Source organism: Streptomyces verrucosisporus, assembly GCF_017114865.1.
GTDB lineage: Bacteria > Actinomycetota > Actinomycetes > Streptomycetales > Streptomycetaceae > Streptomyces > Streptomyces fenghuangensis.
Map to the genome: position 1 here is coordinate 1 of NZ_JADEYH010000003.1, position 15,905 is coordinate 15,905.

Genomic DNA, 15,905 nt, shown 5'->3' on the forward strand with positions numbered 1-15,905 from the left:
CCGGTCAGCTCCTTGACGAGCTCGGCGACGGCAGGCATACGGGTCGAGCCGCCGACGAGGACGACGTGGTCGATCTCGGAGAGCTGGATGCCCGCGTCCTTGATCACGTTGTGGAACGGGATCTTGCAGCGCTCCAGCAGGTCGGCGGTCAGCTGCTGGAACTGGGCCCGGGTGAGCTTCTCGTCCAGGTGCAGCGGGCCCTCGGCCGAGGCGGTGATGTAGGGCAGGTTGATGGTGGTCTCGGTCGAGCTGGAGAGCTCGATCTTCGCCTTCTCCGCCGCCTCGCGCAGCCGCTGGAGGGCCATCTTGTCCTTGGCCAGGTCCACGCCGTGGCCGGACTGGAACTGCTTGACCAGGTAGTCGACGATCCGCTGGTCCCAGTCGTCGCCGCCGAGCTGGTTGTCGCCGTTGGTGGCCTTCACCTCCACCACGCCGTCGCCGATCTCCAGCAGCGAGACGTCGAAGGTGCCGCCGCCGAGGTCGAAGACCAGGATGGTCTGGTCGTCCTTCTCCAGGCCGTAGGCCAGGGCGGCCGCGGTCGGCTCGTTGACGATCCGCAGGACGTTCAGGCCCGCGATCTCGCCGGCCTCCTTGGTGGCCTGGCGCTCGTGGTCGTTGAAGTAGGCGGGGACGGTGATCACCGCGTCGGTGACCTTCTCGCCCAGGTACGCCTCGGCGTCCCGCTTCAGCTTCTGCAGCACGAAGGCGCTGATCTGCTGGGGGTTGAAGTCCTTGCCGTCCAGGTTGATCTTCCAGTCGGTGCCCATGTGGCGCTTGACCGACCGGATCGTCCTGTCGACGTTGGTGACGGCCTGGCGCTTGGCGACCTCACCGACGAGGACCTCGCCGTTCTTGGCGAAGGCGACGACGGACGGCGTGGTCCTGGCGCCCTCGGCGTTGGTGATGACGGTGGGCTCACCGCCCTCGAGAACACTGACGACGGAGTTCGTCGTACCCAGGTCGATGCCGACCGCTCGTGCCATTTCGGGTTCCTCCAGCTCATGCCTTGAGTAGATCTGGCTCAAGAGTGCAGCAGGAGGGTGGGCGGCGTCAAGAGACCTGAGCCGACCCGACTCAACTCTCCTCCGGCGGCCGAACTCACGCCCGGACGCCTCCGCCCCAACTGCCCGCGGAAGACCGGTCGTCGGGGGAAGCGTCCTTCGTGAGTCAGGACGCGCGCCGGGCCGTCACGGCTCCCGGACGGGGCAGCCTTCCCCGTGCCACCCGATCCATCCGGCCCTCACCGCTCCTCTTCCGCCCCCTCCGCCCCCTCCTCCCCGGACACCTCCGCGACCGCCGCCCCGGACGCCGTGAACTCGACGGCGACGACCGCCGCGTCGTCCCGCAGCCTCCCGCCGGTGTGGCGGGCGACCGCCTCCAGGAGTGCGTCCGGCAGCCGCTCGGTGGGCACCCCGCGCAGCTCCCGCAGCGTCTCGGCGAGCGGGAAGAAGCGCCCCCTGCCGTCGCGCGCCTCGTCGATGCCGTCGGTGTGGAGCAGCAGCCGGTCCCCGGGGTGCCACCGGGCGTGGACGGTCAGACCGCGGTCGTCGTCCCACCCGGCCGTGAACCCGTGCACCAGCCCCAGCGGCGGCAGCGGATCGACCGCCAGCGGCTCGCAGCCCCCGGCGGTGAGCAGCAGCGGCGGCGGATGCCCGAGGTCGACGACGCGCAGCCGCCCGCCCTCGATCTCCACCAGCGCGGCGGTGACGAACAGTTCCTCCGCCTCCGCCCGCGTGTCCGGGCCGAAGCCGCCGGCCGCCTCGCGCGCGCACCGCTCCACCGCACGCGAGCAGCGTCCGGCCACGGTCGTCAGCGCGGACTCGTACTGGGCCGCCTCCCGGAAGGCGCCCAGCACCGCGGCCGCCGTACGGATCGCGGGCAGGCCCTTGCCGCGCACATCGCCGATGATCAGCCGGACGCGGCCCGGGTGGACCACGACCTCGTACAGGTCGCCGCCGATCAGTGTGTCGGACTCGGCGGCGCTGTACCTGGCCGCCAGGCGCAGCCCGTCCGCACGGCGCGGCACCGGGGAGAGGAGGGCGAGCTGGGCCGCCTCGGCGACCTGCCGGATCCGGACGAGCTGCCCCTCGCGCCGCCGCCGGGCCCCGGCCGCCACCAGACTCGCGGCACTCACCACCACCAGCGAGACCAGTGCGGTCGTGGAGGTGTCCGTCTCGGACGTGGCCGGCTCGAAGGAGGTGGCCAGCCCGAGGGCCAGGGCGGCGGCGGAGACGGCGAGCACGTCACGCGGACGCCCGCGAACGGCGGCGAGCGCGGGCGCCGGGGTGAGCAGGGAGCCCGCGTGCGCGACGCGGCCGTGGAGCCCGTCGGCGGCCTCCAGGACGGCGACCGCGAGGACGAGCAGCCAGGGGAGGAGGAGCCAGACCCACAGCCGCCCCCACAGGCGCTCCCACAAGCTCTCCCAGAGCCTCGTGGAGGCCCGCGCGAGCCCCGCGCGCGGAGTGCGCATAGGGACTTCCTCCCGGCCGCGGGGAACGAACGCATCCCTTTTTACCGCATTCGACACTGATTCGGAGGATGAGGCGGGGGAGGTCTATAGGATGGATCCACCCTTCCGTTCCCGGGCCGCCACAGGGCCCCGCGGTCACCTCTCGGGCAAGGGCCGCCTCAGCGACGCAGATCACCGTACGAGTGGCTACAGACGGCCTCTGTTCATGGGTAGTCTCGAACAGATCGGATAAGTTACCGCTTAGTAAGCTTGCAGCCGCAGGCACCGCCCCGCAGGTTCGAGGAGCCGCCATGCAACTCGCCGCGATCGTCGTCTCGCTGGTACTCACCGCGGTCGGCGTTGCGCTCTTGGCACGCGCCGTCGCGCAGATCTACCGCTTCGTGAGGCTCGGCCAGTCCGTACCGGCGGGCAGTCGGACCGACGACCCGAAGCAGCGCACGATCACCCTGGTCAAGGAGTTCCTCGGCCACACCCGGATGAACCGGTGGGGAATCGTCGGCTTCGCGCACTGGTTCGTCGCGATCGGCTTCCTGACCCTTCCGCCGACCCTGGCCCAGGCCTACGGGCAGCTGTTCCAGGCCGACTGGGTCCTCCCCGTCCTCGGCGGCTTCCTGCCGTTCGAGATGTACATCGAGTTCATCGGTCTGATGACGGTCGCCGGCATCCTGGTGCTGATCGCGATCCGGCTGCTGAACCTCCCCACCCGCCCCGGCCGCAAGTCCCGCTTCGCCGGTTCGACCGCCTGGCAGGCGTACTTCGTCGAGTACGTCATCCTCACCATCGGCCTGGCGATCCTGGTGCTGCGCGGCCTGGAGGGCGCGATCCACCACGTCGAGGGCTACGAGGCGGCGTACTTCGTCTCCTACCCGCTGGTCGAGGCCTTCGACGGGCTGGAGACCGGCACGCTGCAGAACCTGATCTACTTCACCGCGATGATCAAGATCAGTGTCTCGCTGATCTGGATGATCACGGTGTCGCTCAACATCACCATGGGCGTCGCCTGGCACCGCTTCCTGGCGTTCCCCAACATCTGGTTCAAGCGCGAGTCCAGCGGCGACGTGGCGCTCGGCGCCCTCCAGCCGATGACCTCGGGCGGCAAGCCGATCGACTTCGAGGACCCGGGCGAGGACGACACCTTCGGCGTCTCCCAGGTCGAGCAGTTCTCCTGGAAGGGCATCCTCGACTTCTCCACCTGCACCGAGTGCGGCCGCTGCCAGTCCCAGTGCCCCGCCTGGAACACCGGCAAGCCGCTGTCGCCCAAGCTGATGATCATGTCGCTGCGCGACCACGCGCACGCCAAGGCCCCCTACCTGCTGGCCGGCGGCGGCAAGGACATGGAGGGCGAGGAGCAGGCCACCGAGGAGCAACTGAAGGACGTTCCCGCCGCCGCCCTGGCCGAGGCCGAGCGCCCGCTGGTCGGGACGCTTGAGGAGAACGGCGTCATCGACCCGGACGTGCTGTGGTCCTGCACCACCTGCGGCGCCTGCGTCGAGCAGTGCCCCGTCGACATCGAGCACGTCGACCACATCGTCGACATGCGCCGCTACCAGGTGATGATCGAGTCCTCGTTCCCGTCCGAGGCGGGCACGATGCTCAAGAACCTGGAGAAGAAGGGCAACCCCTGGGGGCTGGCCAAGAAGCAGCGCCTGGAGTGGACCAAGGAGGTCGATTTCGAGGTCCCGGTCGTCGGCAAGGACATCGAGGACCTCACCGAGGTCGAGTACCTGTACTGGGTCGGCTGCGCCGGTGCCCTGGAGGACCGGGCCAAGAAGACCACCAAGGCCTTCGCCGAGCTGCTGCACATCGCGGGCGTGAAGTTCGCGATCATGGGCGGCGACGAGAAGTGCAGCGGTGACTCCCCCCGCCGTCTGGGCAACGAGTTCCTCTTCCAGCAGCTCGGCGCCGAGAACGTCGGGATGCTGAACATGGCCTTCGGCGAGGATGAGGACGAGGGCGTCACCGTCGAGCGGTCCAGGAAGAAGATCGTCGCGACCTGCCCGCACTGCTTCAACACGATCGCCAACGAGTACCCGCAGCTCGGCGGGCACTACGAGGTCATCCACCACACCCAGCTGCTCCAGCACCTCATCGACGAGGGGCGCCTGGTGCCGGTCACGCCGGTCGAGGGTCTGATCACCTACCACGACCCGTGCTACCTGGGCCGCCACAACAAGGTCTACACGCCGCCGCGCGAGATCATCGGCCGCGTGCCCGGCCTGCGCAACGAGGAGATGCACCGCCACAAGGAGCGGGGCTTCTGCTGCGGCGCCGGCGGCGCGCGGATGTGGATGGAGGAGCGCATCGGCAAGCGCATCAACACCGAGCGCGTGGACGAGGCGCTGTCGCTGAACCCGGACATCGTCTCCACCGCCTGCCCGTTCTGCCTGGTGATGCTGACCGACTCGGTCAACGGCAAGAAGAACGAGGGCAAGGCCAAGGAGAACGTCCAGGTCGTGGACGTCGCCCAGCTCCTGCTGGAGTCGGTCAAGACCCCGGCGGAGCCTGAGGGCACGGCCGGCACGGAGCCGGCTCCCGAGCCCGAGCCCGCCTCGTAGCGGTCACGCCCCGGGCAGTACGCAAGACGGCGGAGGCCGGTCCCGCACCCCGCGGGACCGGCCTCCGCCGTTCCGCCGTCCTCCTGCCGTGCCGGGCCGTCCCGGCACGGCCCTTCCGCCGGTTCCTCAGTCCTCGCCGAACCACTCGTCCAGAACGGCGTCGAACTCCTCGTCCCACTCCTTCAGGACCTTCCTGGAGGGGGCGTCGACGTCGGCCTCGTACCAGCGGCGGGCGGTCGTGCAGACCGACACGGAGAACCGGCGCCCGAAGCGCGGGAGGTCGGTCTCGACCGCGCCGATCTCGTCCCAGGGGAACCGGGCCTCCTCGCCGTCCAGCCGGAACACCACCCCGAAGCGGCCGGCGGCTATCGAGCCGCGGCGGTCGGAAGCCTCGAAGGCGGACCCGCCGTCCCCGTCCTCGTCCTGCTCGCCGTCCTGCTCGCCGTCCTCGCTCCCCGCCTCGTCCCGGTCACCGGTCTCCTGCTCACCGGCGGACTCCCCGGCAGGGGTCTCCTCCTGCTTCTGTTCCACCTCCTCCCCGGCGGCCTCCTCACCGGCCCGGTCCGGGCTCGGCGGAGCGAGGCCGGGAATGTAGGCCGGATCGGTGCCGGCTGCGGTTACGGGCGGGATGACCGGACCTCTGAGCTGTTCCACGGCGGGCAGTATGGCCGACGAACCCGCACCGGCGACAGACGGTCCCGTGCCCGGGCGGTGAAGAAAACCCCGCCTCCCGTACAACCTCCAGGCCTCCCCGGAGGTCTCCTGTTGGCCACCTCCGCGTGAATTCCTGGCCAACGCCCGGTGAAACGGGCGTATTTGGCCGCATCAGCCCGGGATGCCGACGGCATCCTCATCGTGCAGCAGGAGAGTTCCGAGTGCACAATCGTTTCCGTACGGCTCTCGCGGCCGCGACCGTGGCCGCCCTGACCGGTGGTCTGATGGCCGCCACCGCCGGCCCGGCCGCCGCCGAGGGCGACCGCCCCACCGCCGACTTCAACGGCGACGGCTACCGCGACCTCGCCGTCTCGGCCCCCTTCGCCACCGTCAACGGCCAGAAGGAAGCCGGCCAGGTCGTGGTGCTCTACGGCTCCGCCAACGGCATCACCACCACCTCCAAGCGCACTCTCATCAGCCAGGACAGCCCCGGGGTGCCCGGCGTCTCCGAGGCCGGCGACGGCTTCGGCCACGACACCACCGCGGCCGACTTCAACAACGACGGCTTCACCGACCTCGCCGTCGGCACCCCGCGCGAGAAGGTCGGCAAGGACGTCAACGGCGGCACGGTGCAGATCATCTGGGGCTCCGCCTCGGGTCTGTACGGGGGCACCACCGTCCCCGACCCCGCGCCGAGCTCCCACGACCGCTTCGGCTACGTACTGGACGCCGCCGACTACGACGGCGACGACCTGGCAGACCTGGCCGTCGGCACCAGCTCCTCCTACGTCCGCGTCTTCCGCGGCGGCTTCGGCAAGAGCAAGGGGGAGTACCGCGGCGCCTACGGTGTCCGCCCCGCCATCCTCAGTGGCGCTGACACCGGCCCGATGAACCTCCACTCCGGCGACGTCAACGGCGACGACATCGCCGACCTGGTCGTGGACGGCTACGAGAGGGACTCCGCCGACGACGAGTACCACTGGAACGCCAACTACTACGTCCCCGGCTCCGCCTCCGGCCTGACCGCGAGCGGGCAGCAGAAGCTCCCCGCCGGTCTGATCACCGACATCGGCGACGTCAACAGCGACGGCTTCGGCGACATCGTCATCGGCATGCGGTTCGACGCGGACTCCGGCGTCCCCGGCAGCCGCACCGGCGGCCTGGTCAACGTCCTCCACGGCTCCCCCTCCGGCCCGAACGGCACCCGCCAGTCCTTCACCCAGGACACCCCCGGCGTCCCCGGCGGCTCGGAGCAGTACGACAGCTTCGGCTCCGAACTGGACCTGGGCGACGTCAACGGCGACGGCCACCTCGACCTGGCCGTCGGCGCACCCGGCGAGTCCCTGGGCGACGCGGAGTACACCGGCGCGGTCGTCGTCCTGTACGGCGCGGCGGACGGCTCCGGCCTCACCGGCTCCGGCTCGCAGTTCATCCACCAGGACACCTCCGGCGTCCCCGGCGGCAACGAGACCGACGACCAGTTCGGCAGCGACGTCCACCTCGCCGACATGAACGGTGACGGACTGGCGGACCTGACGGTCGGCGCACTCGGCGAGAACAACGGCAACGGCGCGGTCACCGCGCTCCGTTCCGACGGGACGCGGATCGCCGGCGGCGGCTACTTCCTCTCCGTCAGCAGGGTGGGCGTCTCCACGGCCGGCACCCCGCTGTTCGGCGTCAACTTCGCCGGCTGACACCTTGGACGGCGCTTGGGCGCGCACGCACCCCCGTGGGGCCCGGTCCGTCGGACCGGGCCCCACGGCCGTACCCGCGGCGCCGCCCTACGGGGGTGGCCCCACCCCCGCCCGGGGGGCGCCCCCGGGGACCCCGTGGGTGATGTCACAGCTCGGCGGCAATGCGCGGTCCGCCGCCCGGCCCACGACACCACGTACGGCCGGACACGGTACGTTCGAGGGCGTGGCTGGATTCAGGATGGGACACGGCCGGGATCCCCGGAACGCACGACAGCAAGGGCACCTCCCCCCGCAGCAGGCTCCCGGCGCACCCGGGCAGCCGGGGCAGCCGCCCGTACAGCCCGGTCGGCCCGGGCACACCCTGTGGCGCCAGGGCGGCGGGCAACACGGTGAGCCGGAGTACTTCGGCGACCCCGGACACGGCGGTCACCACCCCGGACACGGCGGTCACCACCCCGGACACGGCGGGCACCCCGGGCACGGCGGCCAGGTGCGCCCGCCCGCGCACGACCCCGCCAACAACCCCGGGCACACCCAGATGTTCAGCTTCGGCGAGGCCCCCGACCACGGCGTCCCGCAGCCGGGCCACCCGGCAGGCGACGGCTACACCGACGGCGGTACCTACGCGGCGGGGCGGCCGCCCGCGGCGCCCTCCGGCCCGCGGCTGCACTGGAAGCAGCTGCTGAGCGGCATCGTGCTGCGTCCCGGCACCACCTTCTGGCAGATGCGCGACCACTCGGTGTGGAGCCCGGCGCTCATCGTCACCTTCGTCTACGGCCTCCTCGCCGTCTTCGGCTTCGACCAGGCCCGCGAGGACGCGATCAACTCCACGCTCTCCAGCGCGATCCCGTTCGTGCTGATCACCGGCGTGGCCGTCGTCGTCTCCACCCTGCTGATGGGCGTGGTCACCCACACCCTGGCCCGCCAGCTCGGCGGCGAGGGCCTGTGGGCGCCGACCGTCGGCCTGTCCATGCTGATCACGACGATCACGGACGCGCCGCGGCTGCTGCTGGCGATGTTCCTGGGCGGCAGCGCCACGGTGGTCCAGGTCGTCGGCTGGATCACCCTGCTCGCGGCGGGCGTGCTGCTCACCTCGATGATCCGCCGCTCGCACGACCTGCCCTGGCCGAAGGCACTGGGCGCCTGTGCGATCCAGCTGATCGCGCTGCTGGCGCTGTTCAAGCTCGGCACCCTGTAGGGCGCGCGGCGGGCACGGCCCGCACAACCGCCCGTACGCCCGCGTGTGAAGGGGGCCCGCGCCGGTGCGCGGGCCCCCTTCACACGTCAGGAATCGAGGACCTGCCCCTCCCGCCGTACGACCGGCGGTTCCACACTCCACGGGAAGTCGATCCAGCGGTCGGTGCGCTTCCACACGTACTCGCACTTCACCAGCGACCTCGGCTTCTCGTAGACCACCGCGGACCGCACCTCGGCCACGTGCTCGGCGCAGAAGTCGTGCACCAGCTTGAGCGTCCTGCCGCTGTCGGCGACGTCGTCGGCGACCAGGACCCTCTTCTCGCTCAGGTCGACGACGCTGGGCACCGGCGGCAGCATGACGGGCATCTCCAGCGTCGTGCCGACGCCGGTGTAGAACTCCACGTTCATCACGTGCAGGTTCTTCACGTCCAGCGCGTAGCCGAGCCCTCCGGCGACGAACAGCCCGCCGCGCGCGATGGACAGGATCATGTCCGGCTCGTAGCCGTCGTCCGCGACGGCCTGCGCCAGCTGCCGGACCGCCCGCCCGAACAGCTCGTAGGTCAGGTTCTCCCGCTCGTCGCCCATGCGCCTCTCCTCGCTCCTCGCTGCCCTCTGCCGGCTGCCCGCTGCCCGCTCAGACCTGCGTGCGGTGGAAGTTCAGATAGGAGCGCGAGGGCGTCGGGCCGCGCTGCCCCTGGTAGCGGGAGCCGTAGCGGGCGGAGCCGTAGGGGTGTTCGGCGGGCGAGGAGAGACGGAACATGCACAGCTGCCCGATCTTCATCCCGGGCCAGAGCTTGATCGGCAGCGTCGCCACGTTCGACAGCTCCAGCGTCACGTGCCCGGAGAAGCCGGGGTCGATGAAGCCGGCCGTGGAGTGCGTCAGCAGACCCAGCCGCCCCAGCGAACTCTTGCCCTCCAGCCGGGAGGCGATGTCGTCGGGCAGGGTGACGACCTCGTAGGTGGAGGCCAGCACGAACTCGCCCGGGTGGAGGATGAACGGCTCGTCCCCCTCCGGCTCGATCAGCCGCGTCAGGTCGGACTGCTCGACCGCGGGGTCGATGTGGGGGTAGCGGTGGTTCTCGAACACCCGGAAGAAGCGGTCCAGCCGCACGTCGATGCTGGACGGCTGCACCATCTCGGGGTCGTACGGATCGATCCTCACCCGCCCGGAGTCGACCTCGGCCCGGATGTCCTTGTCTGAGAGAAGCACGACGCCGAGCGTACAGACCGCGGGCCCGGCGCCTGCGCACCGGGCCCGCGTGCCCTCACCCGTCACGACCGCTCACCACGGCCGCCTGGGCGCCTCGGCGTCTCAACGCACCGGCGCCTCAGCGCCTCACGGCCTCCATGCCCGTCACGGCCTGCCGCGCCACCGGCACCGCCTGCCTCAACCGCGCGCACCTCGGACACCGCAGCAGCCGGCCCGGACCGATCCGGCCGCTGCCGAGGTTCTGCATCGGGAACGTCGAGGTGCTGAACACATGCCCATCGGCACACTGAACGACGGTGGACTCCATCGCCTGCCTCTCCCCACTACGTGTACGGCCAAAGCCACATTAGGGGATCAATCGACCTGCCCCGCACCCGGCGCTCCGTACTCACCGTACGCCCCAACTCCCTTCCCCCGCTTCCCGGAAACCCGCCCGTCACACGCCCCGGGGACACGACGAAAAGGACCCCGCGGCTGTGCGCCGGGGGCCCGGTATGGGGTACAGTGTGCGTCGGTGAGTGACGTGATCGTCCACTCCTCGCGGGTGTAGTTTAATGGTAGAACATGAGCTTCCCAAGCTCAGAGCGCGGGTTCGATTCCCGTCACCCGCTCCATGACGAAGGCCCAGGTCGGCGACCTGGGCCTTGTTCGTTGTCCGGATCTCCCGGCGCCGTCCCGGTGGTGCTGAGCGAATACCTTCCGCTGCCCGTCCTGCCTGCTTCGGTTGACCGGCCGGGAGACGAGGCCGCCCACGGCGACCGCCCTCGTCCGGTTGCCTCAGGTGCACCAGGCCCGCGGGCGGCGCCTCCTCAGGTCAGAACACGTCGTGGTCCGGGCGGCAGTGGCGTTCGTGATACGTACGGAAGTCGGAGAAGCGCAGGCCCTCGATCACGGTGTCCGACTCGATCTCCCGCAATGTCCAGGCGTGCTCGGATTAGTCGTCGAACGCGACGCCGCCTCGCTTCAGCAGCAGAGCGGCAAGGTGGCGCACCCCGGCGGTTCCGTCGATTCGCCCGGATACGTCAACCTGTACCGCCCAGGTGGGGTGGTATCCGAGAGCCGCTTCGGGAGGGTTACTTCCTCGGGCCCCAGTCCTGGAACAAGCAGCCGGTTTCCTCGTCGTCGATCACGGCACAGAGGCGTTCGGCGAACGTCCACGCCCCGCCGCCTCCCACAAGGTGCCGGTCGAGGCAGGCCACTGTGTCGGCACGATCGGCAGCGGGAAGCAGGAACACGGTCCGCATGGACGCAGCGTATGCGCAGTGGTCGCGCCGCATCGAACAACAACAACCGGGCGGGCGCCGCCGCCCGGGCCGCCCTCCGCCGCCGGCGACAAGGGCACGGCGCCCTGGAAATGCGGCAGGTGCGGCTCATCGCGTTGGTGGTGCAGGCCGATGCCGGTGAAACCGGCGTGCCTCGACGGGCATCGGTCGGGTACCGTGCGGGCCATGTCGAGTCCTGAGTCGGACAGGGTGGGGGCTTTCGGTCACGCCGTCAGCCCCCTGAACCACTGAGCTCGTAGCCCTTCCGCCGCGCCGCGTTCTGCGGCCCGGCGGGTGTGCCTCTGGGGCTGGCCGCGGTGACGAGATGACCTTCTCGTGCTTCTCCTCACCCCGGAGCCACTCGATGCCTCTCCCGCTGTATCTGCTCGCCATGGCGGTCTTCGCCATGGGCACCTCCGAATTCATGCTCGCCGGCCTCCTGCCGGACATCGCCGCCGATCTCGACGTCACGGTCGGGGCGGCGGGCACGCTCACCTCGGCCTTCGCCGCCGGCATGGCCGTCGGTGCTCCCCTGGTGGCCGCGCTGGCCCGCAACTGGCCCAGGCGCGCCGCCCTGCTCGGGTCCGTCCTCACGTTCGCGGCGGCTCACGCCGTGGGCGCCGTCACCACGAGCTTCCCGGTGCTGTTCGCCACCCGGATCGTCGCCGCGCTCGCGAACGCCGGGTTCCTCGCAGTCGCTCTGACGGCCGCCGCCGCGCTGGTCCCACCCGACCGGAAGGGACGTGCGCTGGCCGTGCTGCTGTCGGGCACGACGGTGGCCACGATCGCCGGTGTCCCCGGCGGGTCGGCACTCGGCACGGTGCTCGGCTGGCGGGCCACCTTCTGGGCCGTCGCCGCTCTCTGCCTGCCCGCCGCCCTCGGCATCCTGAAGGCGATTCCGGCGGGACGGGTGAGGGAGAAGGCGGCCGGCGGGCCGGCCCTGCGGGCGGAGCTCGCCCAACTCGCCAGGCCGCCGCTGGTTCTGGTGATGGGACTCGGTGCGCTGGTGAACGCGGCCACGTTCGCAAGCTTCACCTTCCTCGCCCCCGTGGTGACCGGCCCCGCCGGGCTGGGCGAGTGGTGGATCTCTGTCGCCCTGGTGCTCTTCGGTGCCGGTTCCTTCGCCGGCGTCACCGTCGCAGGCCGGCTGTCCGACCGGCGCCCCGGCCCGGTCATCACAGTCGGCGGCCCGCTGCTGCTGCTCGGCTGGCCGGCCCTGGCAGCGCTGGCCGACGAGCCGCTCGCCCTGTTCGCCCTCGTGTTCGCGCAGGGCGCCCTGTCGTTCGCGCTGGGCGGCACCCTGATCACCCGGGTCCTGTACGAGGCAGCGGAAGCCCCCACCCTGGCCGGGGCGTACGCCACCGCCGCCCTCAACACCGGCGCCGCCATCGGCCCCCTGGTCGCCGCGGCCACCCTCACCACCGCGGCCGGGATCCTCGGGCCGCTATGGGCAAGCGGGCTCCTGGTCGCGATCGCACTGCTCATCGCCCTCCCCTTCCTCGGCGTGGTGGCCGTCGGCCGGGGCGTGCGCCACGACCGGCCTGGCGGGTCCGCGGAGGAACAGCGCGGCCGCGAGGACTCCGGCGAGTACGATCGCGGCGTTCACGCCGACGGCCACCTTCAGTCCGCCGAGGATGCCCGCGGCGCCCGCGCCGGTGATGGATGCGGTCGCGACGGCGCTCATGACCGGCGTGCCCATCGTGATGCCGACCTGCTGGGTCATGGTCGCCAGGCCGGTGGCGAGGCCCTGCTCGTGGTCGGGGAGGCCCGTCGTGGCGGTGATCATGAAGCCCACGATCACCAGCATGTTGCCCACGCCTCCGGCGAAGGTGGCCACCAGCAGCAGCCACATCCACGACCGGCCGTCCCCGAGGCCGAGGAGTGCCGCGGTGGCGGCGGTCTGCAGCAGGCCGCCGGCGATCAGCGTCGACCGGGTGCCGATCCGTCCGACGACCCGTGGGGCGATGGACCCGCCGATGACCGTTCCGATGCCCAGCACACCGAACGACAGACCGGCGGAGAGCGGGGAGAAGTCCAGGACCTTCTGGAGGTAGAGGGTCATCAGGAAGACCAGTGAGGTCTCGGTGAGGAAGGCGATCAGACCGGCGACGTTGCCCCAGGCCACATTGCGCCGACGCAGCACCCCCACCGGCACCAGCGGGGAGGCCGCCCTGCTCTCGACCGCGTGGAAGAGCAGCAGCAGCGCCACGCCCACCGCGAGGGAGGCCGGGGCGACGGGCGAGGTCCAGCCGTGTTCACCGGCCTGGGTGAGGCCGAGGACGACGGCCAGCAGGCCGAGCGTGACGGTGACGGCGCCGGGCAGGTCCAGCTTCGGGCGGCCCTCCGGGCGCGACTCCTTGATCACCACCACCGCGGCGACCAGCACGACGGCGACGACCGGCACGTTGATGAAGAAGGCCCAGCGCCAGGAGAGCAGGTCCGTCAGCAGACCGCCCAGGATGGCGCCGGTGGTGAACCCGGCCGACATGAGCGCTCCGTTGAGTCCCAGCGCCTTGTCCCGCAGCGGTCCCTCGGGGAAGGAGGTGGTCAGCAGCGACAGGCCCGCCGGCGTCACCGCGGCCGTCGCCAGACCCTGGAGGATCCGCGCCACGATGAGCAGTCCGGGCGAGGTCGCCAGTCCGCCCAGCAGCGATGCCGCGCCCAGGACCAGCAGGCCGCCCAGGAACAGCCGCCTGCGGCCGAACAGGTCCGCGATACGCCCGAACAGCAGCGTGAAACCGGCCGCGCACAGCGCGAAGGACGTCGCGATCCACTGGAGGTTCGCCAGCTGGAAGCCCAGGCCCTCGCCGATGACCGGCAGGGCCACGTTCAGGATGGAGAAGTCCACGGCCAGCATGAACTGCGCGGCCAGCAGGAGCACCAGCACCAGCCGCAGGCGGGGGGTGAGCCGGGTGGGAGGCGGCTCCTCGGCCGGTCTCGCACCGGCCCTGTCGATGACACTCATCAGGGGTTCCCTTCTCTTCTCGCGCGCGTTCGTCGCGGAAGTCGCGGGAAGAGCCTCGCCGGGACGCGGCACCCCAGCCAGAACCCGCCTGAGACCTGCACCGCGCAGGGTGGTCACGACAGGACCACCCCGGGCCGCGGCGCGGGCCGTCCGGCGCGGGCATCATGGAGACCGCAGCCACCGACCCGAGGGGTGCCGATGAGCGCGTCGTCCGAGCTGGGGAACTTCCTGAGGAACCGCCGCGGCGACCTCCGCCCGGAGGACGTCGGCCTGCTGCGGCACACCGGCCGGCGCCGCGTGCCGGGGCTGCGCCGCGAGGAGCTGGCGATGCTCGCCGGCGTCAGCGTCACCCACTACACACGCCTGGAACAGGGACGGGCGACGACCGCCTCGGACTCCGTCCTGGACGCGATCGCACGGGCGCTGCGGCTGACCGACGACGAGACCGCCCACCTGAGGGACCTGGCCCGCCCCGCGGCCCCCCGGCGCGCCCCCGCCGCACCGCGGGCGGAGTACGTGAGCGCGTCGGCCCGTCAGCTGCTGTCCGCCATGACGGCGGTGCCCGCCCTGGTGCTGGACCGCCGCAACGACATCCTCGCCTGGAACCGACTGGGCCACGCGCTGCTGGCCGGGCCCCTGGACGCCGGAGGGCCGGACGACCCGAGCGCCCGCCCCAACCTCACCCGGCTGCTCTTCCTCGACGAGAACTTCCGCACCCTGTACGCCGACTGGCACGAGGAGGCCCAGCTCGCGGTCGCCTCGCTGCGCCTGGTGGCCGGGCGCCACCCCGACGACCGCCGGCTGGCCGAACTCGTCGGGCATCTCGTGATGCGGAGCCCCGACTTCGCCTCCCGGTGGGCCAGGCACCCGGTGCGCACCTGCACCTCGGGCGTCAAGCACTTCCGCCACCCCGTGGTCGGCGCCATGGAACTCGCCTTCGAGAACCTCCACATCCCCGGCGACTCGGGGCAGCGCATGATCGCCTACAGCGCCGAGCCCGGCTCACCGTCCGACGCGGCCCTGCGGCTCCTGGACAGCGCCACCGCGCCCGGGGAACGGATGCCGGAGGGCATGGCGGAGAACACGTTCCGCGGCGTGTGACGGCTTCCGGCTCTCGTGGGGTGCCCGGCCCGCCGTTTCACCCTCTGGGCGGCGGGCCGGACGCTTCGCCCTCCGGTACGGCGGGTACCCCTGCGCGCGCGGCCCGGAAAACCGGGCGTGCACTCCTCGTCGTCGGTCCCGCAGGGGGCGTTCCTCCTCAGTCGCGCTCGGGCCAGACCGGGCCCTGCTCGGTCCAGACGACGCCCTTGTTGCGGCACAGGCAGAAGGGGTGGCCGATCGGGTCGGTATAGACCTGCCAGCCGTAGCCGTTCGGGCCGATGAAGTCCTGTCTCAGCGTCGCGCCGAGGTCGAGGACGCGGCGCTGCTCGGACTCGAACTCGTCCACTTCGGAGTCGAGGTGGAACTGCTTGGGGTGCTCTCTGTCGGGCCACTGCGGAGCGCGGTAGTCGTCCACCCGGATGAATGCCAACTCGATCTCGCCGAACCGGATGCCGGCCCAGTGCTCGGAGCTGCCTTCCTTGACCGGACGGCCCGTCACCTCGGAGTAGAAAGCCGCCAGCTTCATCGTGTCCGGGCAGTCGATGATGAAATCGGTGAGACGCAGCATCCCGCGATCCTGTCATCGGGGCTCTCCTTCGTGGATACCCCGCCCTTTAGGGCGGGGTATCCACGAAGGAGAGCCCCGATGACGCCGTCCGGCGTGAAGCCGCGCGAGTCGCCGAGATCGGCATCCGTCTGGACCGGCGGGAGGACGACCGCGACCGGATCACGCCCACCGTCGCGGCAGCCGGTTCACGCCGGGCCGGTGGCGGCCGGGTGCGGACAAGCCGGATTCG

The 15,905-nt window shown here is 71.3% G+C and carries 14 protein-coding genes, 1 tRNA gene and 1 pseudogene; 7 read left to right on the top strand and 9 right to left on the bottom strand.

The annotated features are described in order from the left end of the window. A partial coding sequence (locus IQ279_RS05665; protein ID WP_206347219.1) for an Hsp70 family protein occupies window positions 1-983 on the bottom strand: 983 nt, incomplete at its 3' end. Between the two features lie 257 nt (window positions 984-1,240). Then, entirely contained in the window at window positions 1,241-2,470 is a 1,230-nt protein-coding gene (locus IQ279_RS05670; RefSeq protein ID WP_206347220.1) for a PP2C family protein-serine/threonine phosphatase, read from the bottom strand. 290 nt (window positions 2,471-2,760) lie between these two features. Between IQ279_RS05670 and IQ279_RS05675 the strand changes: the two genes are divergently transcribed. Then, a complete protein-coding gene (locus tag IQ279_RS05675; protein ID WP_206347221.1) occupies window positions 2,761-5,025 on the top strand; it encodes a (Fe-S)-binding protein in 2,265 nt (754 codons plus the stop codon). 126 nt (window positions 5,026-5,151) lie between these two features. Here the strand turns inward: IQ279_RS05675 and IQ279_RS05680 are convergent, their stop codons facing one another. Beyond that, entirely contained in the window at window positions 5,152-5,679 is a 528-nt protein-coding gene (locus IQ279_RS05680; RefSeq protein WP_206347222.1) for a hypothetical protein, read from the bottom strand. A gap of 221 nt (window positions 5,680-5,900) precedes the next feature. On the opposite strand from IQ279_RS05680, the gene IQ279_RS05685 reads away from it, so the two are divergent. Beyond that, entirely contained in the window at window positions 5,901-7,373 is a 1,473-nt protein-coding gene (locus IQ279_RS05685; RefSeq protein ID WP_206347223.1) for an FG-GAP-like repeat-containing protein, read from the top strand. A 223-nt stretch (window positions 7,374-7,596) separates the two neighbouring features. After that, window positions 7,597-8,571 carry a Yip1 family protein gene (locus IQ279_RS05690; protein WP_372445075.1) on the top strand — a complete coding sequence of 325 codons (975 nt, stop codon included), beginning with the start codon at window positions 7,597-7,599 and terminating at the stop codon, window positions 8,569-8,571. 86 nt (window positions 8,572-8,657) lie between these two features. Here the strand turns inward: IQ279_RS05690 and IQ279_RS05695 are convergent, their stop codons facing one another. From IQ279_RS05695 to IQ279_RS27755, 3 genes are all read right to left on the bottom strand, one after another. Beyond that, entirely contained in the window at window positions 8,658-9,155 is a 498-nt protein-coding gene (locus IQ279_RS05695) for a phosphoribosyltransferase (RefSeq protein ID WP_206347224.1), read from the bottom strand. Between the two features lie 49 nt (window positions 9,156-9,204). Next, a complete protein-coding gene (gene dcd, locus IQ279_RS05700; protein ID WP_206347225.1) occupies window positions 9,205-9,780 on the bottom strand; it encodes a dCTP deaminase in 576 nt (191 codons plus the stop codon). Window positions 9,781-9,898: 118 nt separating this feature from the next. Beyond that, complete coding sequence (locus tag IQ279_RS27755; RefSeq protein WP_101256100.1) at window positions 9,899-10,087, bottom strand: hypothetical protein; 189 nt, start codon at window positions 10,085-10,087, stop codon at window positions 9,899-9,901. A 233-nt stretch (window positions 10,088-10,320) separates the two neighbouring features. Between IQ279_RS27755 and IQ279_RS05705 the strand changes: the two genes are divergently transcribed. Then, a tRNA-Gly gene (locus tag IQ279_RS05705) sits at window positions 10,321-10,394 on the top strand. Window positions 10,395-10,853: 459 nt separating this feature from the next. Here the strand turns inward: IQ279_RS05705 and IQ279_RS05710 are convergent. Next, window positions 10,854-11,024, bottom strand: coding sequence for a hypothetical protein (locus IQ279_RS05710; RefSeq protein ID WP_206347226.1), 171 nt, complete (start codon window positions 11,022-11,024; stop codon window positions 10,854-10,856). Between the two features lie 11 nt (window positions 11,025-11,035). Between IQ279_RS05710 and IQ279_RS05715 the strand changes: the two genes are divergently transcribed. Next, entirely contained in the window at window positions 11,036-11,242 is a 207-nt protein-coding gene (locus IQ279_RS05715) for a hypothetical protein (protein WP_206347227.1), read from the top strand. 164 nt (window positions 11,243-11,406) lie between these two features. Beyond that, window positions 11,407-12,552 (top strand): annotated as a pseudogene (locus IQ279_RS05720) (Cmx/CmrA family chloramphenicol efflux MFS transporter); the annotation flags it as partial. On the opposite strand, the gene IQ279_RS05725 reads toward IQ279_RS05720, so the two are convergent. After that, entirely contained in the window at window positions 12,487-14,007 is a 1,521-nt protein-coding gene (locus IQ279_RS05725; RefSeq protein ID WP_206347228.1) for an MFS transporter, read from the bottom strand. The pseudogene IQ279_RS05720 and the gene IQ279_RS05725 sit on opposite strands and share 66 nt — an antisense overlap. Before the next feature lie 198 nt (window positions 14,008-14,205). Between IQ279_RS05725 and IQ279_RS05730 the strand changes: the two genes are divergently transcribed. Beyond that, the gene (locus IQ279_RS05730; RefSeq protein ID WP_206347229.1) at window positions 14,206-15,108 is read left to right on the top strand and encodes a helix-turn-helix domain-containing protein; all 903 of its coding nucleotides are present in this window, start codon (window positions 14,206-14,208) and stop codon (window positions 15,106-15,108) included. 157 nt (window positions 15,109-15,265) lie between these two features. On the opposite strand, the gene IQ279_RS05735 is transcribed toward IQ279_RS05730, so the two are convergent. Continuing rightward, window positions 15,266-15,676 (bottom strand): VOC family protein, encoded by a 411-nt coding sequence (locus IQ279_RS05735; RefSeq protein WP_206347230.1) that lies wholly within the window; start codon window positions 15,674-15,676, stop codon window positions 15,266-15,268. Window positions 15,677-15,905: the final 229 nt, after the last annotated feature.

What these genes read in the sequence shown, in the direction of transcription:
- IQ279_RS05670 (WP_206347220.1), bottom strand. Translation starts at nt 2,470, where the DNA reads ATGCGCACTCCGCGCGCGGGGCTCGCGCGGGCCTCCACGAGGCTCTGG.
- IQ279_RS05675 (WP_206347221.1), top strand. Translation starts at nt 2,761, where the DNA reads ATGCAACTCGCCGCGATCGTCGTCTCGCTGGTACTCACCGCGGTCGGC.
- IQ279_RS05695 (WP_206347224.1), bottom strand. Translation starts at nt 9,155, where the DNA reads ATGGGCGACGAGCGGGAGAACCTGACCTACGAGCTGTTCGGGCGGGCG.
- IQ279_RS27755 (WP_101256100.1), bottom strand. Translation starts at nt 10,087, where the DNA reads ATGGAGTCCACCGTCGTTCAGTGTGCCGATGGGCATGTGTTCAGCACC.
- IQ279_RS05710 (WP_206347226.1), bottom strand. Translation starts at nt 11,024, where the DNA reads ATGCGGACCGTGTTCCTGCTTCCCGCTGCCGATCGTGCCGACACAGTG.
- IQ279_RS05715 (WP_206347227.1), top strand. Translation starts at nt 11,036, where the DNA reads ATGCGCAGTGGTCGCGCCGCATCGAACAACAACAACCGGGCGGGCGCC.
- IQ279_RS05725 (WP_206347228.1), bottom strand. Translation starts at nt 14,007, where the DNA reads ATGAGTGTCATCGACAGGGCCGGTGCGAGACCGGCCGAGGAGCCGCCT.
- IQ279_RS05730 (WP_206347229.1), top strand. Translation starts at nt 14,206, where the DNA reads ATGAGCGCGTCGTCCGAGCTGGGGAACTTCCTGAGGAACCGCCGCGGC.
- IQ279_RS05735 (WP_206347230.1), bottom strand. Translation starts at nt 15,676, where the DNA reads ATGCTGCGTCTCACCGATTTCATCATCGACTGCCCGGACACGATGAAG.